This is a genomic window from Paludicola sp. MB14-C6 (genome assembly GCF_030908625.1).
In the GTDB taxonomy this organism is placed as follows: domain Bacteria; phylum Bacillota; class Clostridia; order Oscillospirales; family Ruminococcaceae; genus Paludihabitans.
Genome location: NZ_CP133133.1, coordinates 1,352,727 through 1,375,754, shown reverse-complemented (window position 1 = coordinate 1,375,754; position 23,028 = coordinate 1,352,727). Strand labels below are relative to the sequence as shown.

The following is a 23,028-nucleotide window of genomic DNA, read 5'->3' as shown; positions in this document are numbered from 1 at the left end:
TATATAGGCTATGAAAGAGAAATAATTAGTTGTATAAAATTGAGAGGAGTTCCTGTTATGGCATATTATGATGAAAAAATATCGTTTTTTCGAAGACAAGTTGTACAAAAAAAGCACAATGAGTCAAAACTAAAGGAATTATACACTCAACGTGAGACGTTGAACATCAAAGTCGATGCCCTTAGAAAAGACAAATTGGATGAGCAAGTCGATGTTGAACGTCTGGAAGGTCATAGTTTAACCGCTTTCTTCTATAACGTCATTGGCAAGAGAGAGGAAAAGTTGGATATAGAGCGTGAAGAAGCCTATGCTGCTAGCGTTAAGTATGATGTGGTTACACGTGAACTTTCAGCGGTAGAGGAAGATATTAAATACTGCGAGGCAGAGCTGCGTGAATTGCATGAATGTGAGCAGCAATATGCGCAAGCGATGATGGATAAGCTGAAGGCTATTAAATCCATGGGGACTCAAGCTGCTGAGAAAATCCTTAGAGATGAAGAACGTATCTCCTACCTTGAGAAACAGGTTAAAGAAATCCGAGAGGCGCTTGGAGCCGGTCAGGCAGCGCTTAAGACCAGCAATAGTATTCTATCTAGCCTTGACAGTGCAGAAGGCTGGGGCACTTGGGATTTGATGGGGGGAGGGTTGCTGTCGGATATGGCAAAGCACAGCCATCTGGATGAAGCACAGGAACAGGTTGAGTATTTGCAGGTACAGTTGCGCCGTTTTACAACCGAGCTAACTGATGTGACGATTCACACGGATATGCAGATTAGCATTGATGGATTCCTATGCTTTGCGGACTATTTTTTTGATGGTTTGTTTGCAGATTGGGCGGTATTAAATAAAATTAATCAATCCCAAACGCAAGTACAGAATATCCAAAGCCAGATTGAGCATGTCATCAGCCACTTGACCACTTTACTCAGTGATACTGACAAAAGTTTAGAAAATGAAAAAGTAGTACTAAATGATTTCATTGTTAAGGCAACTATAACGGATTGAACTGTCTTTCTACTTTCCATTATGTTTATTAGGTTGGAGAAATATTAATGAAAACAAATTTTACTACAATTACAATTCAAAAACTATTTGAACAATATGAGCAAGAAGTTTTGGAAGCTGAGCGGAATGGCTATTTGAAAGAGAATACGGCAAAAACATATTTGCTCCATTCTGGAAATTTTGTTAAATGGTGCAAAAATGAATTTGAGCCTGGCTTGCGAAATAAGTAATGCAGTTACGCATTATAGCAATAACTTGAAGCATGTAAAGCTTCATATTAAGCTAATAATGCGAAGTTAGAGTAAGTTCATTCAATGTTTAAAGTTTAATAGTAGATTATTTAGATTTTGTTCAGAATACCAAATCAAATATACGGAGACGAGCATAATGAAAGTTAATTATAGAATTGAAGCTATAAAAGAACTCCTTAATAGGGATTGTGTTTTAGAAAGATACTATCCCCTTATTTTGATTAAGGATAAACTGATAGATTTGTGCATTAGCAAGAATTGCTTTACAAAAGAAGAATGTATGAAGCTACCTGATGAAGTAATGTTGCAATCGGGATTGATAAACCTAACTGAAATCAACTTATTCAGATGTTTTTTATCTATGTATGATATCAACAATTTAAAGCTTAAGGAGATTGATGGATTAACATTAACAGATGAGGAAATTATTGCTTTCAAGGAACTATACTTACTACCGGGAGTAAAAAGCACAAGGGCGTTTTTATACTGTAAATCCGGTTTTAAATCATTGAGTGATATTGCAAATTCAACTTCACAGGAAATTATTGAGAAAATAACTCATGCAGTTAATAAGTATTCTCTTAACTGTAAAGTTCCGTTAGTTAAGGAAGTAAAGACACATATTGCAGTTTCAAGAGCATTTACAATATATCGGGTTGACTGACACAGTTTTGATTATTGTGGAGAATATGAGTATTAGCTGTAGTGACGAACTGCGCATTAATGTTTATAACAGAGATCAACTAAAGAAAATTCCTATTTAGTGTATTTGAGGAGGTAATACTTTTGCTTAATAATGATGAAAAAATCATCTCCTCATTTACTGGAAAGTTAGAGGAAATACTCACTTTGGAATTGAATGCAGGGAATCGTATATGTGAAACTTACAAAGGCGACTGGCCTTATGCGGGATGTATTATGCTCTTTTTGGAAAAGCCTTTTTTGACGCCCATTCAGAGAAGTATTGAAGGAGTAGTATTCCGAAATGTAAACGACCCTCACTACTGGAAGGCAGAATACTACGATAAAACAATGAATCAGTTTTTGTGCTGCGGATTTGGTGGCGTTCCCGATTTTAGTAATATGTGAGATTATGGGCAATAGCTATGGCAGAGTGAATTTCGTCTAATGTTTATACTGGATGAGCGAATAGTAGCAATAAGGGCAACTTGCCCAAGTAGCAATCCTTCATAAAGATAGAGAATTCCTCTATTAAATTTTAGATTGACTTTTTGGGAGTGATTAGTATGAGTGAAGATTCAAAGGCTATTGAAGAAACTGCTAAAGCCATAGGAAAAGGTATTGACGTTGCTGACAAGGTTGGAACTTTTATTGCCCCTCTAATAAAAGGGAGCCTTGAACAAGGAATCGGTATTTTTGAAGATAAGTTAAAATATGCAAGATGGGAAAGACAAGTTAGATTAATGTGTCGCGCGACAGAGTTCATGAAAAAATGCGGTATAACAGAAGTAATTAATCCTATTCCGTTAAAATTTGCAGTCCCATTACTACAAGGAGCTTCACTAGAAGACGACGATGAACTACAAGATCTTTGGGCAAAGCTCCTTGTAAATGCTATAAGCAACAAAGGTATAGAACTTAGAAGAGTTTATATTGATATTCTTGAACGGCTTTCTCCTTTAGAAGCGAAAATAATTGATAAAATATATAGCATCCCTTTTAACGAAAACCAGCATAAGTTTCTTGTAACCTATTTGCTTCCGGATAATATGGAAGTTATAACTGAAGGTAAAAGTGAAACTGATTATCCTCGCTTAAGTAACAAAGATATAGAAATGGCTTTAATTGACTTAGCCAGAATAGGATGTATATCACCAATGAGATCAATCGGTGGTGGGGAAATTTACTCTTTTATTAACTTAACACATTTAGGTAACAATTTCCATGAAGCGTGTACGCTTTAAGTAAGTTCTGAACTTCCTATTATGTTTAAAGTGAATAGATAGCTTTCTTAATTCTAATTTCGACATGCAAGTTGATTTTAATTAAATAGACGGCTGAACGCTCTTAACAATAAAAAGTCATATATAGGCTATGAAAGAGAAATAATTAGTTGTATAAAATTGAGAGGAGTTCCTGTTATGGCATATTATGATGAAAAAATATCGTTTTTTCGAAGACAAGTTGTACAAAAAAAGCACAATGAGTCAAAACTAAAGGAATTATACACTCAACGTGAGACGTTGAACATCAAAGCCGATGCCCTTAGAAAAGACAAATTGGATGAGCAAGTTGATGTTGACCGTCTGGAAGGTCATAGTTTAACCGCTTTCTTCTATAACGTCATTGGCAAGAGAGAGGAAAAGTTGGATATAGAGCGTGAAGAAGCCTATGCTGCTAGCGTTAAGTATGATGTCGTTTCACGTGAACTTTCTGCGGTAAATGAAGATATTAAATTCTGCGAGGCAGAGCTGCGTGAATTGCATGAATGTGAGCAGCAATACGCGCAAGCGATGATGGATAAGCTGAAGGCTATTAAATCCATCGGGACTCAAGCTGCTGAGAAAATCCTTAGAGCTGAGGAACGTATCTCCTACCTTGAGAAACAGGTTAAAGAAATCCGTGAGGCGCTTGAAGCCGGTCAGGCAGCGCTTGAGACCAGCAATAGTATTCTATCCAGCCTTGACAGTGCAGAAGACTGGGGCGCTTTGGATTTGATGGGGGGCGGGCTGCTGTCGGATATGGCAAAGCACAGCCATCTGGATGAAGCACAGCAACAGGTCGAGTATTTGCAGGTACAGTTGCGCCGTTTTAAAACCGAGCTAACTGATGTGACGATTCACACGGATATGCAGATTAGCATTGATGGATTTCTATGCTTTGCGGACTATTTTTTTGACGGTTTGTTGGCAGATTGGGCGGTATTAAATAAAATTAATCAATCCCAAACGCAAGTACAGAATATCCAAAGCCAGATTGAGCATGTCATCAGCCACTTGACCACTTTACTCAGTGCTACTGACAAAAGTTTAGAAAATGAAAAAGTAGTACTAAATGATTTAATTGTTAAGGCAACTATAACGGATTGAACTGTCTTTCATACTGCACATTATGTTTAAGACAGACAGCAATTACATCGAATAATAAGATTTTTGTATTTATGATTAATAAAAATCAATAACTATTGCGACTAATAGTAAGGGAGGTAATTATGGTACTGGAAACAGAAAGACTTGAGCTTGTGCCACTTTCTTTAGAACGATTAAAATTATTAAAAGATAATCTTAATATGCTTGAAAAGGAATTGGATTGTGTATATAAGGGTGAAGCGTTAGAGGGATTTATTCTTGAATATTTGGATAAACAGATTAGAGTTATTTCAAATAATTCAGAGAGTTGTTTGTACAATGCATTTTGGCTATTGATAAGAAAGTCTGATAGAATCGCAGTAGGCTCTGCTGCATTTAAAGGATTGCCAAATGGAAATGGGGAAATCGAGATAGGATATGGCCTTGGTAATGAGTTTGAGCACAATGGATATATGACAGAGGGCGTTTGTGGAATGTGTAAATGGGGACTTGCACAGAAAGAAGTAAAACATATTATTGCAGAAACGGATATCCATGGTTATGCATCACAACGCATATTGGAGCGTAATGGATTTGAAAGGTATAGATTTAATGACTCTATTTGGTGGAGATTATAAAATAGATGTTAATTGAAAGTACGCTCAAATAACTTCGAATGTAGAGCTTAGCTAACTATCAATCCATAGTCCATAAGATGTAGATGCTCATTACATAGATAATGTGAAATAACGCAACATAATCCTAACGAACAATTACGCATGCGATATTCCTAACAAAAGAAGTACAGCCTATTCAGACTGTACTTCTTTTTGGTTTAAATATTTATATAAACTTGATTTGCTTATCCCTGTTACATTCTCTATTTCCTTAATGCTAAGTGTTTTTGTTTTATAGAGTTTAACAGCATTATCTAAAGCTTTGCTATCTACTTTAGGCCTTCCGCCTTTTCTTCCTCTAGCACGGGCTGCCTTCAATCCTTCTTTCGTGTTTTGAACGATTATATCTCTTTGTAATTGAGAAAAAGCGCAAACAATTGTAAAAAAGAATTTACCCATAGCAGAAGTAGTATCAATATCTTCTTTTAAGCTGATAAACTGCGCTCCCTGGCTTTCTACTTGTTCAACAAGGTTAATCAAATCTTTTGTACTTCGTCCGAATCGAGAAAGCTCCGTCACTATTACAATATCATTTTTTCTAAGTTGCTCAAATAGCTTTTCTAATTGTGGACGATTAGCTTTTGTGCCAGTGCATTTATCTATAAATATTTTTTCACATCCGCATTGACTGAGTGCGTCAACTTGTCTATCTATATTCTGTGATATTGTACTAACTCTAATATAACCAATTTTCATAATATATCCTTTCCGTTTAACGATAGTTTTTAGGAATAATTTATATTTAATGTAGTAAATTTAAAAAGTATTTGTATAACTCCTAAAAGATATACTAAAATCAAATTCTTTTTAATTACTTTATTATACCAATTTAGGAATCTAAAACGGAACCTAACAGGTAAATTGTTAAATTCATTATCATAAAATATTTTTCAATACCATTATCTGATTACGGTAATAATCATAGTCTGGTGCAGCATATCTATTCATGGTAAATGAAACATTTGTATGTCCTAATATTTCAGCAATAGCTTTTGGATCAGCACCATTTTCTAATAATCTGGTTGCAAATGAATGCCGGCATACATGATTTGTAAAAGTCATAATGCCGGTTTTCTTTCTTATTCGTATATATGTTTTTTTAAGAACGCTATCTGTAATAGGCTGCTTTATTGTTGAATTAAAAATATACTCATTAATTTTAGGTTGGGTGATAATGATTTGCTCGCAAAGAGGAAGCAAGGGAACCATTCGAATTCCTTTTTTTGTTTTACTTTTGCGTACATAAATGCAACTTTTATTTTTATCATAATCGGACCATTTTAAATTACACAATTCAGAACGTCGTAGGCCAGTGTATAATAAAAACAGCATTAACAATCCATGTAAAACTTCATAACAAGCGATTTCAATAATTGATTGTTCTTCTCTTGTTAAAGGTAAAACATCTTTTTCTCCAGCCTCAATAGGAATATATGTACCAACAACCGGGTTTTCTGTAACTCGAGTTAGCTGATAATTTCTAATTGCTTTATTAAATGCTTGGTTTAAAACAATTTGTGCTTTTTTTATAGTAGACTTTGAATAACCAAGATCACTTAGTATATTTAACCCAGATTGAATATCAAGCTCAGTTATTAAGTTAAGCGGTTTATTTTCAATACATACTTTTACCCACCCTATTGCAGCTGAATAACAGTCAAAAGTAGCTTGCTTTACCCTGTGTTTACTATATACTAATAGCCATTTGTCTAGCCAATCGTATAGCGTTGTTTCCGATGTATTTTCTTTGATGTCCATTGTTTTAAGTCTCCTTTTATTGTGATGGATATTATTATAACATGTTATCACTAAAGGCTTCCGCACTTTGTTTGGACTTTCTCAAAAATCCGATTATACTATTAAATTAATTAATACGTATATTGTTTTTTTATCTTATTAGTAATAGTATGTGCGTCTAATACTTGTTGGGGAAATTCCGTACCACCTCAATTCAACATAAAAGTATTGATTTTCAAAACAACATATGGTAATATATAACTGTAATTTGGATATTTTGCCTGTACGGTCCATGTATAGGCTCTTTTTTTGCCCTTTTTTACGTTGCATTTAAAGTGCATATATCTATTGTGCCTGAATGCTAAAGTGTGCTTATAGCGACGTCTTATGCGGTTAATAAACGTAAAGTGGCGAAGATATTGTACAGCTTGGGAAACACGACCACGACTTATTCCGGTACCTAACGAAATAGCAGAAAGGGAAGGAAATGCTTCTTGCTTTTTAGAACACATGCATTTACTGATAAAACAAAACACCACAAAATCGGTTGCTTTTATATTCGTCTTAAACACAGCACGATCTACTTTAAACCATTGTAAATTATTCGTTATCAAGTTCTTAATATAGTATCTGTTAGCTAAATAGCCACGAGAATTAAACCTATTTTGCTTTGTTACTAAACCTTTGTTAATCAATTCATCAATTCCTGTTTTAGCAGTTTTGGTGTCCATATTACAAGCACAGGATATGTCTTCATATGTAGCATTCGTATATTGCAAACAATTAACTTTTGAAGATAAGTACACATATATGTAAATAGCTTTTGAGGATAAATTGTAATCAAATATTCGATTACTTACTTTTATAAATCCTTGCATTTAAACCATCCTTTCATAAAATAAATAAGCAGATGAATGATTGATTTCACTCATCTGCTTTTGTATGATTAAACATATTTCCTCTTCCGTATCGTTGTTAGACTGTACTTTGATATTTCAGCAATACATTCAAGTATGGTTGCATCTGAAAAATCAGAAAAATTACTAAGTTGATAGTCTGAAAGCTTATTGATAAAAAGCAAAGCTTCTTCCGGGTTATGTATATCACTTAGTATAATGTTTGGTTTATCGTTAAGCATAGACAAAACTATATCCCCTTTATTTGACTTTATCCTTTGATTGCGTACAGAATTGAATAAAAGCTTCTTCATTTGAGTAAGCAAATTCAAGTGCCTGGCTAATGACACCCGAATTGGATTTTTCACGTATTTTCCAAAGTATTTCTTTATCAATCCAATCAAAAATAAATGGTCGTACCTTACTACCAACTGTAATTTTTTGATTCGGAAAATTTTCTCTTGTTCTTGGCTTTGATGATGGCATAGCGCTCCTCCTTTTAATATTTTAAGTTATATCTACTTTGAAGTGATAATGGAATATCTCTGGTTAACAACTTTTGACCACATAAATACAAAGGCATATGAACGGTAAAAGATACATAAGTTTTCAGATCATCCTTATAAATAAAAGCAACATTCATATCAGATATATCAAAATAAAGCTGCTCATTAGAATATGCTTTGAGGTTTGGATTCGCTTTTAAAGCTTTTACGTAATTATCTAAGAACAGCTGCTTGTTGATGATTGAAGTGTAATCATGACCGCTTTTTATAGAATGAACGACCTCTTTACCTTCCGTAATTGTATAGGTATCTAAGGTCAGCTGTGCTTGTTCTCGTATATGACGAATAACAATTGATGATTGGGCAAATTCATAAATTGGATAAGAAAGTAGAGCAATTACCAAAATAGCGAAAATAGTCATAATCAGCGCATTTCCTTTGTTGCTTTTTAGAATTTGAATTGTTTTTTTCACAGTATACACCTACTTCCAGTACTGCTCTGATTGTGTAGACTTTTCTATTGAAAACGGAAACGTAATATTGTAGTCACTAAAGCCAAGCATTTTAATGTTCATCTCAAGCTTAACTATAATTTGGTCTCCATATTGTACCGTTTTGCAAATGGAGTTGAAATAGCCGTCTGGTGCAGAAATAGTCATTGTAGGAGATAGACCGGTTGCAGCTTTTAAATCGTTATACTTTTTATCTATTTCAGTATCTGAACACTTTCCAACTTCTCCAATCTTTTTTGTCATTTCTACCGCATAATTATCCATGACAGATATTTCATGTGCAGCACCTAGAACACCAATAATGCAAGTAATTAACAAGGCTACTGCAATGACTAAAAACATAACACCAATCGTCTGACTGATTCCTTCTTTTGATTGGAATAAAGACCTTACTTTGTTCATAGTAAGCCTCCTTGACTGCTTAATAGTTTGATAGCAGTTAAGACTACAACGATTAGTATTACGATAGACCATATGGCCCGTACGATTGACATGGCCGCTATTTTAGGCTTTATTTTTAATGCTTGAGTCGTTAATTGCTGCTGCCATGTTTTTTTGACTTTAATAACAAGTGCATCAAAACAAGCCTGCATATTTTCACCACGCATATTGGCGAGAATAGCCCTAATGAGTTCTGACATTAAAGGACTGTTGATTCTTGCTTCTAATCGTTGCAAAGCAAGTTCCGGAGAACCGGTTCGCATATCTGCTACTGTAATAGCTAATTCATTTGTAAGCTCCGTTTTAAAGTTAAGTCGGTAAGATTCTATAATATCAATTACATTACGATTTGTTTTTGCACTTTCCGTATACGTCTGAATAAAACGTGGCAGTTCCTTTTCTATTTCAATTGTCCGATTGATAGCTTTGTCCTTTGTTTCACTATAGATAATGACAACCGTTATAACTGCAGCAATCAAAGGTAGGATAGATAACCAAGACCATATAAAATAAAGTGGAATTGCTAATAATGCAATAAGTATAAATGTTACAACTAGACGAGAAACGAATTGCTTTGCTGTTTCTGTAGTACCATTTGACTGTAATATCCTTTTTAGTTTGGTTTCTTTCATAATACTAACCGGCATATATTTAGCTAGTGGTAATGATAAAGTCTTGATGAAAGCATTGATTGGTTTTTTGGATTCTGTAGTTTTTCCACGCTTTCCAATGTCACCGGAAACAGAAAATGATGGTATTTTTAGAATAATAGCAAGTACCGTATAAAGGCATACACCAATAAGAATACTTACAATAAAATTTAAGAAATACATGGTTGCTCCTTCCTAGATTAGATATCAAAATCAACGTCTTTTGTAAGTAGTAATGCACGAATAGAAAAGAAAAACAGCATTAGAATATCTATTGCAAGATACAAATCTAATCCCGGTATTTTACCCTGCATATTAAATGTTTTAGGTACAAGATAATATGTTAAGAAAACAAATATTAAAGAGAGAATAGAAACAGCACGGAACTCATTATTTGCTTCAAATAATATATTTTTAGCTTCAGATGTTGCCACTTTTATATCAGTGATTCTATCTACCGTTGGTCGAAGCGTAGCTTTTAAAGATCTATCCACGCTGCAACGTTTTAAGTTGTCGCACCATTCAAGAAAAATAGGATGATTTATTTCACTCTTCATAATATCAATGGCTGAAATCACATTTACATTATGATCGACTGCGTAGATAAAGCGTTCAAAAACATCATGCAATGGTGCTTGTATTAAGTCTATATTTTCTTTAAAAGCGGTAGGAATGTTCTCACAACGTTCGTATGAAGATGTAATAACAGATAAACCTGTTTCCATCTCATCAAGTAATAAGGCTTTGTACTCAACGTATTGTATTCTTACGTAGATAAAAGGTAAAGAAGCTAGTGCAATACCGAGTACGGGTGCTAAAAAGATATTATCAAAACTGATACCGGAAAAGATACCAAATATAATGAGTAAAAAGCTGAAAAGAATTATATAATAAAGGCTACTGAGCTGTCCAGTAGCCTTTAGCGCTGTATAGATACTTTTTGTAAAATTTGATATTCTACTTTGCTTTTTCTTAATGGTGAGTTGCTTTAAAGTTTTCTTCTTCGAAAAACTTATGCTATCTTGAATTGTTTTACTATTAACCTTAAAGAAAATCAGAATAGCAGCTACGGTAAATATAAAGCTGAAACCAAGTAAAAAATGATTCATTGCTTAAGCCTCCTTGTGTAATAATTGCAATTCTTGTTTAGTAACACCATACAATTTCATTATTTCAATTAAATTATCAGATGGGTTATTTACTTGAACGTACTTACCAATTACTTGTATCGAGCCATCTTCCTTAACAATGTTTTCTTGTACTTGATACTGCCATATGGTGTTATAATGAATTTCATCGTTGCCATCTACATAGCATTCGGAAATGTTCATAATCCTACGAACGTTATCTTCTGTAGTATGAATAAACACGCCAAGAGGGAATGCCTCACAAGCATCGATGAGAGCGGAATGATAATCAGTTGCGTATTTCTTACGGCTTAAGTTCGCTATCCGTTTATGCCCGGCTTTTACGCTGCCTGCATGAGCAGTAGATACAACAGTATGACCGGAATTACTAGCTTCGATTGCGGCATAAGCTTCGAATAGCGATAGGTAACTCTTTGATACCATCTCCAAGTTTTCCCCCGCTCCACACCGTACGTGACAGTTTCCCGTCATACGGCGCTCCATCAATAATATTTTCCATTAGAATAATGTAAACTTAAACATTTCGAGAAACAAAGTTTTTTCCATTAGATTTGTGCTAAATTAGCACTCAAACGCAGTTTATTAATTTTCTCCAGCATATTACTATTAGGTTTAATAAGATTCAAATACACGAAAATTGTTTCCTGTCTGGTGGAGTGAATGAGAGTGTGAACATCTTTATGAAGTATAATCAGGTTTGAATACCTGTCTGTTCCGCCAAGCTTTCGCGGAACAATATGATGACAATGTATTTCATCATATTCCAAAACTTGTCCAGTAACTCCGCATTTGCCCCATTGAGAGGCATATAGAGAAATTCGGTTATCCATAAATTCAATACTTTCACTTAATTTTTTAGCTTTCATAAGCTTAAGCAGTATCTCCATATTGATTTTTAGACTTTTATGGATTTCTTCCCTACCATCAGGTGTATATTTACATATTGATTTCTTCTTATAAAAAGGATTCTTGGTTCGAATATAGCCTATAGGACAAAGTGGCTTATCATCAACAAACCGAAGCTGTTTACTTCCACCATATTTATCTCGGATATATCCTTTTCCCAAAGTACCTTTCTTTGAAATTCGCTCACCCATTCTGTTGTTAAGCTTCAGTTGAATTTTTCTAGCTATTCTGTTGCAGTCTTGGCTAATGTGTGTGGCATATTGATAGTAATTATGAATGCCCCAAACTTTAGAATTATACAAGTGAATCGTAAGACCGCCTTGTTTTTTATTCTTCGGGGTTTCCATATACAAAATTTGCTTCATGAGTTTTTCACTCGCACACTTTATAGCCTTGTCTGACATATGCGACCGCACGACATAGGACGAACCTTTCTTAACAGCCTTAATCTTAAATCCCAAGAATTCAGAATACTTCTTTTTAAGATTTATAATTTTAGACTTGTCCTCGCTGATTTCAAGATTCAACCTTTCAACTAGCCACTCTTTTACAGCAACAAATACCTTTTCCGCGTCGTTTCGATTACGGCAAAATAACTTGAAGTCATCTGCATATCTGACAATATACATTACTTTCAGACGTGTTGTATATAACGCTCTGACTATTGGGCTTCTGTCAATCGCTCCGTTTTCCCTTATTCTTGTTTTAAACGGATAATGTGTTGGAATGCACTCCCATTGACTTGCTATCCACCAATCAAGTTCATTCAAAACAATGTTTGATAAAAGTGGCGACAAAATTCCGCCTTGCGGAGTACCTTTTGTTGGATATTCCACTCTTCCGTCAGGCATAACTATTGGAGCTTTTAACATTTCCGATATGATACAGAGCAGTTTTTTATCCCGAATTCCCATTTTCCACATCTGCTTTTTCAACTTGCTGTGATTGACATTATCAAAAAATCCTTTAATATCAATATCCACAACAAAATGCAGATTTTGCTTTTGTATCATACGGTAGCATTGTGCAATGGCATTTTCCGCTGACCTATTCGGTCTAAAGCCATTACTTCTTTCAAAGAATTTCGCTTCACAAATCGGCTCAAGCACTTGTAATATACACTGCTGGACCACTCTGTCCCAAATTGCAGGAATTCCGAGTGGTCGTTTTTTGCCATTGGGCTTAGGAATTTCAACACGTTTAACAGGTTTGGGTTTGTAATATGCTAACTTTTTCTTAACCGAAGCAATAAATTTATCCTGCGGTAATTTTTCTAAATCAAGGATATTCTTTTTATCTACTCCAGCTGTTGTACTGCCTTTGTTTCTTTTGATATTTCTGTAAGCCAACTTGATGTTCTCATCACTTATGATAATTTTATATAAATCGGTGAAAACTTTATTGTTCTGACTATCAGCATACAGTTTATCAAAGGTTTCAGTTAAGTCATAATATTCAATATACCTTAACTTTTTCTGGTTCTTCTGTTTCTCCGAAATCAACTCAGGCAACGCCCCCTTTCAGGTTTGTTTTTCTTTGTCATACTCGAAGCTGAATTTGTTTACATTTCATATTTATAAATATTATTTGACTCGTGGCTGTTCCTCTACTTTCATTACAAAAGCTTCAACAGTCGTGCCACTACTTTCGCTGCAATTAAAGATGCTTATTGTTCTTCGTCATCACCGCTTTTGCAAACGTTATGCAACTTCCTACGTTCCAATAACCCTATCTTTACATATATCCTTAGGTGCTTGCTTTAAGCCAGTCAGCTTGAAAGTGCCTATAACACTTTAAGGTGTTTCATAGAGACGAATCTTACTATACCTCACTGACCCCTTGACGGGACTACACATTTCTGTGCATTAATGCTCTTGACTTCTTAACTCGCAAGTTCGTCGGCACAATTCATTGTGCATACTCACCATAGATATTTTATAGACCTCCGGCATATAGGTAACACTATCCGCCTCCGGACAGCTTTCCACAGCAATAGTAATATTCTGTTTGGGTTACTCTCTGCCGACTTCACCGAGCTTCTGAACATCTGCCTTTTGAGCAGAGCCAGTCGGAGTATTAAGGTAGGCGTTTCAGGGCGTTACTCCTTCATTCCACCTATCGGATTATCAGTTCTCCTAAACTGAAACTTACGTTCTTTGTTTAGTGCCTAACCTTTTCAGTTAGGAACGTATCGCACTATCGCGCATTTCAGCCACAGATAAGATATCAGGATTTAGTCGCAATGCTTTTACAACAAGTTTTTCTTGCGTTATGTTTTTTTCTTCATCAGTGTGCTCTCTAGTAAGTAAGTGTACGACATTGTTTCTAACATTACCATGTTCATCATATTTCACTAAATTCATTTCACGAGCTCCACTCTCGATTGTGATGACTTGCATATCGTCTGGCAAACAATCAAGTGCGTGTTTAACTAGCGTTGTTTTTCCCGTATCCACTTTACCCAGAAACAAAGCTGATACGCCACGTTTCGTTGCTGTATGTATAAAGTTCAATACTTTCTTTGTGGCAAATCCATTCTGAACATACTCATCATCATTAAAGACTTTATCACGCAATTTACGTATATAAGCCACAACACCAACATCTTCTCGAACAATTGGACTAATCAATGCAGTAATACGAATATTACTGTTTAAACTTGCTTCAGCTGTTGGTATTGCATTATCAATTGTGATTCCCGCTTCTTTTTCAAGCATTCTTTTTATAATATCAATACCATGTTGTGGGTTTAGAAAGCCTTGAACTTTTTCAGATTTACCGCCAAAGTATTTAACACGAATATCTTTCCATGAGTTAATGTTAATACCTTCAACTGATACATTAACAGGATCAAGATAAGGTGTTAATACAGAATATTGTTCGATATCGTTATATAACTTTTCTGCAATTTCGAGTTTAGTATAACCCTCATACGTTGTTTTGCGGTCCTCAAGCTGTTTCATAAGATAATTCATAACTTTATCTTTACGATCCAAAGCCGAAATGTTTTGCTGATGTACTTGCCATAAATCATGAACGATTTTTAATTGTAATTCTTGCATCAACATTTCATAACTTACAGGCAAGGTCCTTTTAATGTGCTTTTGTATTTCTAAGATATTACTCATTCGAAATTACCTCTTTAATTAGCTTATTAAGCGTCTTGTCATAGGCTTTGGGTATATTAACAATGTCATCGAAGTGTCCACCGTTAAAAATATATCCAAATTGTTTGCAATAAGGAAGTATGTACTTTACTTGTTTGGAATAAGTACGTTGTATATCTTCAAATGGGTTGTATGGACTACAATGATATAGAACATGTATAGTTTTATCATTGTCATATCGTTGTCGATATGCTAAACCTTTTAGATCTGCAGATGCAATACATATTTCACTTTCACAACGATGAATGCAATATTGATCAATTATGTTTTGCCTGGTTTCAGTATCAACGATAATATAATCAACTAGACTATTCAAATGGTTAAAGAATGTATCAAGATTGCTTTCTAAAATATCGGGATACGAGTTATTGCTTTCATTTACGTTATAACAAATGCATCCTATATTTTCTGAACAAGAGAAGGATATCATATTTTCTAGAATTTGATGTGGACTAATAATAGGCAAAGATAGTACTTTCCCAAGTGATTTTGCTTCTGCCTTTTTCTCAACCGGCATTGCATAAAGAAATGAAGGTGCATTGCTATCCGTAGAAATAATAATCACTCTTTTATCTTTATTGGCCAATTTAGTAGCAAGTAAAAAGGAAAAAAGCGTTTTACCTGTATTACCGGTTACAGTTATGAGTTGTGCCATAAGAGCGCCTCCCTATTTATTAGATAAAAATTGATTTTGTTTGTCTAAGAATGTTTTAGCAGTTTTCTCATCTCCACGATAAACTAAAGCTAGATGCAGTTCCGCATTCTTATCATAATCAGCGAGTAACTGCGCTTGAGCCGGTGTAGCAAGAAGTGTAGCAGTTGCTAAATTATCCTCTTCTTTATCAGAAGCTTTTTCTTTATCGACACCGGATTTTGTTGTTGTAGTTAACACTTCTACATAATTTAATTCTGGTGGAATTTGTGTTCCTTTTTCTGTAGTGATAATACAAGAAACGATATCGCCAGAAATAATTTTATCGGATAAACCACGTGCAAAATCTTTCAGATTTACTGATATTGCAACACGTGAACCATCAAGTTTTATAAGCTTTTCATCCGATGTTGGCAGCTTATTGGCAACTTTATCTTTTAATATATAGTCTCCTTGCGCAAAATCAGCTAAAGCATACTGATCTATAACACTTTTTGTATCTTTTACAAAGTTTGTAGACACACCATAACCGCCAACTTGGATAGCTTTAACTTTGTCTTTTGTGATTTTATCACCTTTTTTAATGCTGCCTACAACGGATACCACTTCAGTTGTTTTGTTGTGTGATTTTATGTTAATGTTATTTAGTGTTAGAAATCCTATGGCCACTAAAATACATACAACCACAATTACAAGTCTGTTCTTAAGAAATTTCATTTTATTTACCTCACTAATATTTTTAATAATAAAATAGTAATATAGCCTGTGCTTAAATAAGGAACTAATGGAAACGGAGCATTAACCTTTTCGTGGCGAATAGTCCTGGATAAACTAATGATAATAAGTGCAAATATTACACCAATCATTGTACCTATAATGCCATATACTCCTTGCAAAACAAAGCCACACATTGTACCAAGTTTCACATCGCCACCACCTAATTCATTTGTAGAAAAAGCTACAATAAACAGGGGGAGAAAAGTAAATACTGCTCCTAAAAAAGATAGTGGGCCTATGTTAATCAAGCCCACTATCAAAAGAAGAATATATATATGTGTTGGTACAGTTTGTGCTTTAATGTCTATGATTGAAGCATAAACAAGGATTGCGATAAAAAATATTGTTTGAATCATTACTAACATATTATTTAAAGTTGAATATTTCTTGTAGTTTTGTACCCAATTTGGGGAAGACATCGGTCTTTAACAATACTACGAATAAACCAATTGCTACTAAGACAACAGCAGCTGCGCCTGCGGACCATAAAAGAACTTCAGTAGTATGTGATATACCATCTTTGTTTTGAAGTAATTCTTTCGTTTCTTGTGCTTGTTCAACTAGCCATTGTTGTGCTTTTATACACTTTTCATCAACGTATTTTTTTACTTTGTTATTCATAAAATAAACCTCTTCTTTCGTAATTATTGAAATAAAAAGGAGGTAAGATATTATTCTTACCTCTTTACTAACCTTTTGTTATATCAAAATGAAACTCCATATCGATGGTTTTTTGTTCTTTAAATGAGCGTCCACTCTTGGTAATCACATTGTATTTTTTCATTTCTTTTGGCTTCAAATAAATATTGAACGCATTCCGGCTATATAGCCATTGCGTGTTTTGATTATCTTGTAAGCCAATTGAAAAATACTGACTACTTTCAAACATTCCTAAAGATAGCCATTGCTCATCTGTAAAATAGTATGGGTCAACTAATTTAATTCCGGTGGTGTGTACCACTACGCTTTTCAGTGTTAACTTTATAGGCACATCACTAGTGTTTAGCAATGTTAGCAATCCAGGTTGGACTTTTTCAGAGGAAATGACAAAAGGTGTATAAGTAACATCAGCTGATATATAATCAATTACATCATTTACTGTTATAACTTTCGTCCTTGCATTTCCGATATTGTCCTCGACACGAAAAGTATAAGTATTATTTTTGCTTATTTTATATTCAGCATGATTACCTCTAATAAATGTACCATCCGGGAGCCTTATTCTGTTAACGCCAGAACCGGTACCGTCATTAGCATCGGCAACAATAGTTGCAGTTTCAACGCCTATATCCTTTACACTGAGATTTAGGCTAGGGGCTACGTTTTCTATGTTTGTAACTCTTAATGGTACACCGTTTCTATTATTGTTCTTATCTTTTACTTTGACGAGTATATCTCTCGATGTTGTAAAATCACCATAAAAGTCAAGTGAACCTGTATAAGTATCTCCTGTTTTTGTCATTGGTGTCCAATCTTTCAAACATCTAGCGCCGTCATATACAGACATTTGACAATCTCCCGACTGCATGTCTTTAACAGTAACGGTTGCTGTTCCGATATTTGACCAACTATTTGCAGAATTCTTTTGTGTTACTTTGTAACTAACAAAACTTGGTGGTGTATCGTCTATAAATTGCTCTCCTGTGTTTGCGTAAAAACCACTTCTTCCGTATTTACCTTGTGGACTAGAGTAAACAAATAATTTACCCCACACGTCAACATCTTGAGCTTGTATCCATATCTCACCGTAACCGTTATAAAAGGTTACGTTTTGATTTGGTAATAAATACGGAAGTTCGCCATTTTTGTTATACCCGTAAAACTGTGTCTCACTGGTAGAACCATTCACACATCCATATGCAGGGCTAGTCCATATACCGACTTTAATTCTTGGCGTTTTTCCGTCACCATTCTCTTTAGCAAGAATTTTAACGGTTCCATTTGTATTCCAACCACCGCAAAAACGACAACCCTCACTATGATTGTGCTCTTGGATTTTAATTATTTTATGACACTTTGTGCAAGTAAGACCGCAGTTTTCTGTATCATAAGGAACGAATTGTTGATTGTGAAAGTCATGCTGACCACCACTTGGACATGTAGTACTTAGAGGAGGTATCGTTACCTCTCTTCCGCAGGCAGTACATCTACCCACACCGCTTTGATATGTTGCAGGCAAAGTATACCATGCATATGTACAGTTGCGTAAAGCTACGTTTTCTTTACAAGTCGTACAATACTGCCTATCTTTATGATAATACCAAGTAGGTAACCACGTGCCGGTTAATGTATGCTCATGCTTAGGTAGTATTTTTGTATAACCACAGTCTATACAATGACATTTTCCCTCACTCTTACAAGTAGCTGCAATGTCAACTGTCATTCTGTGTTGTGTTATGTTTCTTTTACCATCAGTATGCTGCACTCCATTATACTCACCTGTGTCCGAGTGATTGATACATCTTTCCCAATGGTTTATATCGTCAAACTCAGTCACCCAGCCACAAGCTAATAGTGAGTCCGAATTAGGAGTACTAGCAGTTACTACAGGGACATTATTGAGTAATAATGCCCCTACAATTAACAAAGACGTGAAACTATATGCAAGGTTTATAATAAACCGTTTCATTATTCCACCATCTCTAGTTCGAATACTAATTCATAGTCAAGTTGTTTTCCTTTTGCCCAGGAAAGACCGTGCTTAGCTTGCAAAGTCATATCAAGTTCTTGACCCGATTTTAATTCAAGCAAATTGGTAGGCTTTTGTGTTGCTTCATCGGCAAACCAAAATGGTGTGATATTTGTTCCCATTAAACCTAACGCAATATTTTTCTGTGTTTCCGTGACACCGAGTGTTTTCCATTGTTCGTCTGTGTACTTTGTTGAAGATACTACAGCAGGGGATTCATTTACATGCTTTAATGATACGGCAGTTACTTTTAAAGGTACAACTGATGTATTAACTACCTTCATTGTTGGTGAAATAAAACGCTTTGTTAAATCTGTTTCATTTGGTTTGATTGCGAACGCTCCAGTGAGTGTAACATCCGCAGATACAATAGTGGGTTCCACTATTCCTGTAATTGCAACTGTGTTATTACCTAGGTTATCAATTGTTGTTTTGGTTTCAGCTGCATATACCGAACCGCTTACTAGGATAGAACCTACTAGTGTTAAGCATAGTACTTTTAATAATAAATAATGTCTTTTCATTTCTGTCTTTCCTTTCATATTAAGAATACATTGTAATTTGCCAAGGTACAAAACCTAAATAATCATTGGTATTAGGGTTATACCCATGATAAATGACTTTGCACCTTGTTTCAATACCCGGTGGTAGTTGGGCTTGAAGCTTTGCTTTTTTGATATGATGATTTGGCTTCATCATTGGGGATTTCCACAAAAGCTCGCCTGTATCGGCTTTTGTAATCTCGACAATATAATTGTTTGTGTTTTTACTTGTGCATTCAATCATAAGATTATAAAAACCGTCTGCGTCTTTTGATGGTGTTGCATTAAACCTCATGCTGATCATGCTTTTATCAACTTGAGTTTGCAACTCATTCTTAATTTCTTCAACCGATTTGCGCTCAATTTCACCTTCTTCCACAACTGCGCTTGGTGTAGGGCAATTCACTAATGTGCCATTCTTTTTATTACCACAGTTTGATAATAAAAGAATGAAAAGTAAGATTAACATTAGGATAATCACAATCCATATGTATTTTTTCTTACTTGGTTTTCCTTGCTGTTTCAATTTCTCACCTCACTTTCAGCAAATAAAAAAGCAGTAAGTTACCGTTAGGTGATCTTACTGTTAATATTAAATATTGAAGTTCTAGCTATTTAGGGTATTTGTTTTGAATGACTTATATACCAATCGTCATACATATTACCTTTAATCTGAATTGGATTTGTATTGGATGTCATGCTCAACATTCCTAAAGGTGTCCAACAATCGTATATATATATCTTTATAATGTATTCTCCATCAGGGTACCATAGCGGTGTAAAATGGACTCGCTTATAGTCTTTGGTTCCCGTATTTGTAATGGTATTTTCATTGGTGTAAAATTCAAATTTATTTTGATTTGTTTGTTCTAGCGTTCGATATCTTCCATGACCGTTATTATATTTATACTCCGGAAAATATGCATTTGCATGTTGTATTGAAGTAAATGCATTAGTACTAGGCATTTTTGTTTCTTTATGATAAGTCATGCTTGTCTGCACATTTAAGCTGAATCCATATCCCGATCGTATTTGCCATATATCTTTAGCTAGCAATTGCTTTGAGGGACAGTTTTCATTAGGAGTAATCTTCTGCTCAGTGTTCACTGATAACCCATATGTTTCTTTTCTATACCAAGCAGTTTTATTGTCCCATTTCCAGACTTCCCAACTGGCATTGTTAATTTCTGTTTTGGCTAATGTATCAACTTTTTCATTTCCATTTGGTGGACTAAACCAATAAGGGCGACTTTCAAATACTGTATCGGGTGTATCCATTACAAAAGTTTTCTGTACCTCATTTGTACCAATGACAACATTATCATTATAATTTGTTTCATTTACTCCTTTGCTTGTGTTAATTTCGCATTGCAGTTTGATATTATCTTCTTGATAGTCCTTCGGTACGTGCCACTTAAAGTAAACAATATTCGTACCTTGCATAGGTATAACAATGCCCTCAACCTTACTTTTTGAAATTAGTTCATTCGTAGTAGAATTGAGGGTTTTAAATATTGCTGTTAAATTGTGTTTAGGACGAATATTGAGTGCACCAATATCATCTTGGTTTATGATACGATATGTTGTAATAACATCCGTATCGGTTCGATACGGTGCGTTTGGTTCCATCATTTCAATCTTTAAATTAGTTGCCGGTATTACATTGATACTTGTACTTTTGCTATTATTGTTTGCATTTATTTCTCTATTTCTATAGTCCCAGTTGATACGAGCTTCTACGTTTTTTGTGCCTATATTTTCACCTGCATTTAGTTCAGCTTCAACGTTTATTGTTCCCCAAACTTCCCACGAAGAGCTTACATTTTCTTTGTTTATTTGAATTTCAACGTCTTTGGTGCATTGCACTTTTCCATCAATTAAGAAATCAATTTTAGTAGTTCCTGTTGATGGACGAGTAGGTGGTATCCATTGCATTGGTGGAGTTTCATAATGTCCTCCACTTCCACCACAACTAGGGCAAGTAATTGTTCCACCGCCATTACAAGAGGGACATGGGAACCATACGTTCTCGGTTTCTCCTGTTTCACAAGAACATTTACGGACTCTTATTTGATGTGCAGTGTACACGTGTGCGCAATAATTTCTTTCTCCACAATCTGATGTTTGAATATGATGACATATAGAACATTCATAATCCCATCCGTCACAACTTGATTGACAACGTGGTTGCCCTGGTGCATTACATGGAATATCAACTGGTTGATATGTACCACCACTACCTCCACAGTTAGGACATTGTTTATTACCACTACCGCCACAATCTGAACATGTTACCCATATATCTGGCGGTTGATACCAATAACCGTTATTCACTGCGTAGTAGTTAAATACTGCCTTAACTTTAAATACATTTTCTTCACGTATGGTATCAGTGAGGAGTTCAATATGAGAACATTCAAAATCATAGCTATTTGCACTCGGTTGATTATACGCAAATACGGTTATGCCTTGTAGAGTGACAAAAATAACTATAAATAAGCTGAAAATTAACTTTCTTAATCTTTGCATTATGCATTTTATCCTTTCTTTAGAATAAAAAAGAAGTATGAAATCAATCATACTTCTCTATATATTATCTAGGTTGTCCGTGGTCATTGCCTGTATGTGTATTGTAGTTATATGATTTCTCTACAATCCAACATTTTTGAACAGTACACCAAATCACATATGTTCCACTACTTTTTTTGTAAATTTTCTCACCCTCGGTTAAAAATGACGTATCAACTTCCCATCTAGTATCTGTAATCATTATTTTTTTTGCATTAGGATAATTGCTCCAAAGTTCCCACATAGGCTCTGTTATCCAATTTTCTAGTCCAACATGATAGTATAATGTTCTACCATCTATTAACGACTTCATCGTATCTCCATGCTGAGGTCCATTTGGGTCGGGATTTACTGGAGGTGTAACTGGTTCAACTTCATGCGTTGGGGGTGGTGTCGATGTTGATGATACTGGAGGTTTTGGCTTGCTTGGAGGCGGAGGGGTAGGTTTACTAGTGGATGATGCTTTTGGCGGTGCTGATACCGTTATTTTGGCGGATGATGTATTTGCTTTGGATGATACTTCACCGTCTACTTTAAGGCTTTCAGATGATGTTTGAGAACTTACCTCACTAGATGAAGTATCATCCTTTATATCTGGAACATTTACGGTAACGCTTGATGTTTCATCTGATGAAGGAGCTTGTGCTGCCGCAACAGGTTTATTTTGTTTATTTATCAATATAGTAGTTGTGGTTATAACAATAATTGCTACTCCAACGGTTAGTACAATTACAATATTGCGTTTATTTTTAAAGAAATCTCTTATTTTTGTCATTATGTCTTAACTCCTTTCCTGTCTCTTTCTATGTATTTATTGTACCATATTTTAGGGAATATTTCAAGCTTTTTGCGCAAATAGATTAATGATAAATACA

28 protein-coding genes are annotated in these 23,028 nt (G+C 34.9%); 7 read left to right on the top strand and 21 right to left on the bottom strand.

Features of this window, described 5'->3' with window-relative positions:
• The first annotated feature begins 57 nt into the window (after positions 1 to 57).
• The 7 genes from RBG61_RS06625 to RBG61_RS06595 all read left to right on the top strand — a co-directional run bounded on the left by RBG61_RS06625 (position 58) and on the right by RBG61_RS06595 (position 4,923).
• Complete coding sequence (locus RBG61_RS06625; protein WP_307946984.1) at positions 58 to 1,005, top strand: hypothetical protein; 948 nt, start codon at positions 58 to 60, stop codon at positions 1,003 to 1,005.
• A gap of 47 nt (positions 1,006 to 1,052) precedes the next feature.
• Positions 1,053 to 1,235, top strand: coding sequence for a hypothetical protein (locus RBG61_RS06620; protein WP_307946982.1), 183 nt, complete (start codon positions 1,053 to 1,055; stop codon positions 1,233 to 1,235).
• Positions 1,236 to 1,392: 157 nt separating this feature from the next.
• The gene (locus RBG61_RS06615; RefSeq protein ID WP_307946981.1) at positions 1,393 to 1,920 is read left to right on the top strand and encodes a hypothetical protein; all 528 of its coding nucleotides are present in this window, start codon (positions 1,393 to 1,395) and stop codon (positions 1,918 to 1,920) included.
• Between the two features lie 122 nt (positions 1,921 to 2,042).
• Positions 2,043 to 2,345, top strand: a complete 303-nt coding sequence (locus tag RBG61_RS06610; RefSeq protein ID WP_307946978.1) for a hypothetical protein — start codon at positions 2,043 to 2,045, stop codon at positions 2,343 to 2,345.
• Between the two features lie 158 nt (positions 2,346 to 2,503).
• Complete coding sequence (locus tag RBG61_RS06605; RefSeq protein ID WP_307946975.1) at positions 2,504 to 3,181, top strand: Abi-alpha family protein; 678 nt, start codon at positions 2,504 to 2,506, stop codon at positions 3,179 to 3,181.
• Positions 3,182 to 3,358: 177 nt separating this feature from the next.
• The gene (locus tag RBG61_RS06600; protein WP_307946973.1) at positions 3,359 to 4,306 is read left to right on the top strand and encodes a hypothetical protein; all 948 of its coding nucleotides are present in this window, start codon (positions 3,359 to 3,361) and stop codon (positions 4,304 to 4,306) included.
• A gap of 122 nt (positions 4,307 to 4,428) precedes the next feature.
• Positions 4,429 to 4,923, top strand: coding sequence for a GNAT family N-acetyltransferase (locus RBG61_RS06595; RefSeq protein ID WP_307946971.1), 495 nt, complete (start codon positions 4,429 to 4,431; stop codon positions 4,921 to 4,923).
• 171 nt (positions 4,924 to 5,094) lie between these two features.
• On the opposite strand, the gene RBG61_RS06590 is transcribed toward RBG61_RS06595, so the two are convergent.
• From RBG61_RS06590 to RBG61_RS06490, 21 genes are all read right to left on the bottom strand, one after another.
• Positions 5,095 to 5,658, bottom strand: a complete 564-nt coding sequence (locus tag RBG61_RS06590) for a recombinase family protein (RefSeq protein ID WP_307946969.1) — start codon at positions 5,656 to 5,658, stop codon at positions 5,095 to 5,097.
• A 180-nt stretch (positions 5,659 to 5,838) separates the two neighbouring features.
• A complete protein-coding gene (locus RBG61_RS06585) occupies positions 5,839 to 6,720 on the bottom strand; it encodes a tyrosine-type recombinase/integrase (RefSeq protein WP_307946967.1) in 882 nt (293 codons plus the stop codon).
• 188 nt (positions 6,721 to 6,908) lie between these two features.
• Positions 6,909 to 7,577, bottom strand: a complete 669-nt coding sequence (locus RBG61_RS06580; RefSeq protein WP_307946965.1) for a hypothetical protein — start codon at positions 7,575 to 7,577, stop codon at positions 6,909 to 6,911.
• Positions 7,578 to 7,645: 68 nt separating this feature from the next.
• Entirely contained in the window at positions 7,646 to 7,843 is a 198-nt protein-coding gene (locus RBG61_RS06575; protein ID WP_307946962.1) for a hypothetical protein, read from the bottom strand.
• 13 nt (positions 7,844 to 7,856) lie between these two features.
• Positions 7,857 to 8,081 (bottom strand): hypothetical protein, encoded by a 225-nt coding sequence (locus tag RBG61_RS06570; protein WP_307946960.1) that lies wholly within the window; start codon positions 8,079 to 8,081, stop codon positions 7,857 to 7,859.
• A gap of 13 nt (positions 8,082 to 8,094) precedes the next feature.
• Complete coding sequence (locus tag RBG61_RS06565) at positions 8,095 to 8,574, bottom strand: hypothetical protein (protein ID WP_307946958.1); 480 nt, start codon at positions 8,572 to 8,574, stop codon at positions 8,095 to 8,097.
• 9 nt (positions 8,575 to 8,583) lie between these two features.
• The gene (locus RBG61_RS06560) at positions 8,584 to 9,015 is read right to left on the bottom strand and encodes a DUF4320 family protein (RefSeq protein ID WP_307946956.1); all 432 of its coding nucleotides are present in this window, start codon (positions 9,013 to 9,015) and stop codon (positions 8,584 to 8,586) included.
• Entirely contained in the window at positions 9,012 to 9,887 is an 876-nt protein-coding gene (locus tag RBG61_RS06555; protein WP_307946953.1) for a hypothetical protein, read from the bottom strand. Before RBG61_RS06555 ends, RBG61_RS06560 begins: the two co-directional genes overlap by 4 nt.
• A gap of 17 nt (positions 9,888 to 9,904) precedes the next feature.
• Positions 9,905 to 10,813: a type II secretion system F family protein gene (locus RBG61_RS06550; protein WP_307946950.1), complete on the bottom strand. Its 909-nt coding sequence runs from the start codon at positions 10,811 to 10,813 to the stop codon at positions 9,905 to 9,907.
• Positions 10,814 to 10,816: 3 nt separating this feature from the next.
• Positions 10,817 to 11,281 carry a hypothetical protein gene (locus RBG61_RS06545; protein ID WP_307946947.1) on the bottom strand — a complete coding sequence of 155 codons (465 nt, stop codon included), beginning with the start codon at positions 11,279 to 11,281 and terminating at the stop codon, positions 10,817 to 10,819.
• Positions 11,282 to 11,397: 116 nt separating this feature from the next.
• Entirely contained in the window at positions 11,398 to 13,269 is a 1,872-nt protein-coding gene (gene ltrA, locus RBG61_RS06540) for a group II intron reverse transcriptase/maturase (RefSeq protein ID WP_307944179.1), read from the bottom strand.
• Positions 13,270 to 13,938: 669 nt separating this feature from the next.
• Positions 13,939 to 14,886, bottom strand: a complete 948-nt coding sequence (locus tag RBG61_RS06535; RefSeq protein ID WP_307946945.1) for an ATPase, T2SS/T4P/T4SS family — start codon at positions 14,884 to 14,886, stop codon at positions 13,939 to 13,941.
• Positions 14,879 to 15,580 (bottom strand): hypothetical protein, encoded by a 702-nt coding sequence (locus RBG61_RS06530; RefSeq protein ID WP_307946943.1) that lies wholly within the window; start codon positions 15,578 to 15,580, stop codon positions 14,879 to 14,881. Before RBG61_RS06530 ends, RBG61_RS06535 begins: the two co-directional genes overlap by 8 nt.
• A gap of 12 nt (positions 15,581 to 15,592) precedes the next feature.
• Entirely contained in the window at positions 15,593 to 16,294 is a 702-nt protein-coding gene (gene cpaB / locus RBG61_RS06525) for a Flp pilus assembly protein CpaB (RefSeq protein WP_307946941.1), read from the bottom strand.
• 5 nt (positions 16,295 to 16,299) lie between these two features.
• On the bottom strand, positions 16,300 to 16,710 hold the full coding sequence (locus RBG61_RS06520) for a prepilin peptidase (protein ID WP_307946938.1): 411 nt from the start codon (positions 16,708 to 16,710) through the stop codon (positions 16,300 to 16,302).
• A gap of 10 nt (positions 16,711 to 16,720) precedes the next feature.
• A complete protein-coding gene (locus RBG61_RS06515) occupies positions 16,721 to 16,975 on the bottom strand; it encodes a hypothetical protein (RefSeq protein WP_307946936.1) in 255 nt (84 codons plus the stop codon).
• A 67-nt stretch (positions 16,976 to 17,042) separates the two neighbouring features.
• The gene (locus RBG61_RS06510) at positions 17,043 to 18,983 is read right to left on the bottom strand and encodes a hypothetical protein (RefSeq protein ID WP_307946934.1); all 1,941 of its coding nucleotides are present in this window, start codon (positions 18,981 to 18,983) and stop codon (positions 17,043 to 17,045) included.
• A complete protein-coding gene (locus tag RBG61_RS06505) occupies positions 18,983 to 19,567 on the bottom strand; it encodes a hypothetical protein (RefSeq protein ID WP_307946931.1) in 585 nt (194 codons plus the stop codon). Before RBG61_RS06505 ends, RBG61_RS06510 begins: the two co-directional genes overlap by 1 nt.
• A 19-nt stretch (positions 19,568 to 19,586) precedes the next feature.
• Entirely contained in the window at positions 19,587 to 20,111 is a 525-nt protein-coding gene (locus tag RBG61_RS06500) for a hypothetical protein (RefSeq protein WP_307946929.1), read from the bottom strand.
• Positions 20,112 to 20,200: 89 nt separating this feature from the next.
• Positions 20,201 to 22,114 (bottom strand): hypothetical protein, encoded by a 1,914-nt coding sequence (locus tag RBG61_RS06495; RefSeq protein ID WP_307946928.1) that lies wholly within the window; start codon positions 22,112 to 22,114, stop codon positions 20,201 to 20,203.
• A gap of 64 nt (positions 22,115 to 22,178) precedes the next feature.
• Complete coding sequence (locus RBG61_RS06490) at positions 22,179 to 22,928, bottom strand: hypothetical protein (RefSeq protein WP_307946927.1); 750 nt, start codon at positions 22,926 to 22,928, stop codon at positions 22,179 to 22,181.
• Between the last annotated feature and the right edge of the window lie 100 nt (positions 22,929 to 23,028).

Bases quoted from the DNA above. Each gene is read 5' to 3' on its own strand.
- RBG61_RS06625 (WP_307946984.1), top strand. From the start codon at position 58: ATGGCATATTATGATGAAAAAATATCGTTTTTTCGAAGACAAGTTGTA.
- RBG61_RS06620 (WP_307946982.1), top strand. From the start codon at position 1,053: ATGAAAACAAATTTTACTACAATTACAATTCAAAAACTATTTGAACAA.
- RBG61_RS06615 (WP_307946981.1), top strand. From the start codon at position 1,393: ATGAAAGTTAATTATAGAATTGAAGCTATAAAAGAACTCCTTAATAGG.
- RBG61_RS06605 (WP_307946975.1), top strand. From the start codon at position 2,504: ATGAGTGAAGATTCAAAGGCTATTGAAGAAACTGCTAAAGCCATAGGA.
- RBG61_RS06600 (WP_307946973.1), top strand. From the start codon at position 3,359: ATGGCATATTATGATGAAAAAATATCGTTTTTTCGAAGACAAGTTGTA.
- RBG61_RS06595 (WP_307946971.1), top strand. From the start codon at position 4,429: ATGGTACTGGAAACAGAAAGACTTGAGCTTGTGCCACTTTCTTTAGAA.
- RBG61_RS06590 (WP_307946969.1), bottom strand. From the start codon at position 5,658: ATGAAAATTGGTTATATTAGAGTTAGTACAATATCACAGAATATAGAT.
- RBG61_RS06585 (WP_307946967.1), bottom strand. From the start codon at position 6,720: ATGGACATCAAAGAAAATACATCGGAAACAACGCTATACGATTGGCTA.
- RBG61_RS06580 (WP_307946965.1), bottom strand. From the start codon at position 7,577: ATGCAAGGATTTATAAAAGTAAGTAATCGAATATTTGATTACAATTTA.
- RBG61_RS06570 (WP_307946960.1), bottom strand. From the start codon at position 8,081: ATGCCATCATCAAAGCCAAGAACAAGAGAAAATTTTCCGAATCAAAAA.
- RBG61_RS06560 (WP_307946956.1), bottom strand. From the start codon at position 9,015: ATGAACAAAGTAAGGTCTTTATTCCAATCAAAAGAAGGAATCAGTCAG.
- RBG61_RS06555 (WP_307946953.1), bottom strand. From the start codon at position 9,887: ATGTATTTCTTAAATTTTATTGTAAGTATTCTTATTGGTGTATGCCTT.
- RBG61_RS06550 (WP_307946950.1), bottom strand. From the start codon at position 10,813: ATGAATCATTTTTTACTTGGTTTCAGCTTTATATTTACCGTAGCTGCT.
- RBG61_RS06535 (WP_307946945.1), bottom strand. From the start codon at position 14,886: ATGAGTAATATCTTAGAAATACAAAAGCACATTAAAAGGACCTTGCCT.
- RBG61_RS06530 (WP_307946943.1), bottom strand. From the start codon at position 15,580: ATGGCACAACTCATAACTGTAACCGGTAATACAGGTAAAACGCTTTTT.
- cpaB (WP_307946941.1), bottom strand. From the start codon at position 16,294: ATGAAATTTCTTAAGAACAGACTTGTAATTGTGGTTGTATGTATTTTA.
- RBG61_RS06520 (WP_307946938.1), bottom strand. From the start codon at position 16,710: ATGATTCAAACAATATTTTTTATCGCAATCCTTGTTTATGCTTCAATC.
- RBG61_RS06515 (WP_307946936.1), bottom strand. From the start codon at position 16,975: ATGAATAACAAAGTAAAAAAATACGTTGATGAAAAGTGTATAAAAGCA.
- RBG61_RS06510 (WP_307946934.1), bottom strand. From the start codon at position 18,983: ATGAAACGGTTTATTATAAACCTTGCATATAGTTTCACGTCTTTGTTA.
- RBG61_RS06505 (WP_307946931.1), bottom strand. From the start codon at position 19,567: ATGAAAAGACATTATTTATTATTAAAAGTACTATGCTTAACACTAGTA.
- RBG61_RS06495 (WP_307946928.1), bottom strand. From the start codon at position 22,114: ATGCAAAGATTAAGAAAGTTAATTTTCAGCTTATTTATAGTTATTTTT.
- RBG61_RS06490 (WP_307946927.1), bottom strand. From the start codon at position 22,928: ATGACAAAAATAAGAGATTTCTTTAAAAATAAACGCAATATTGTAATT.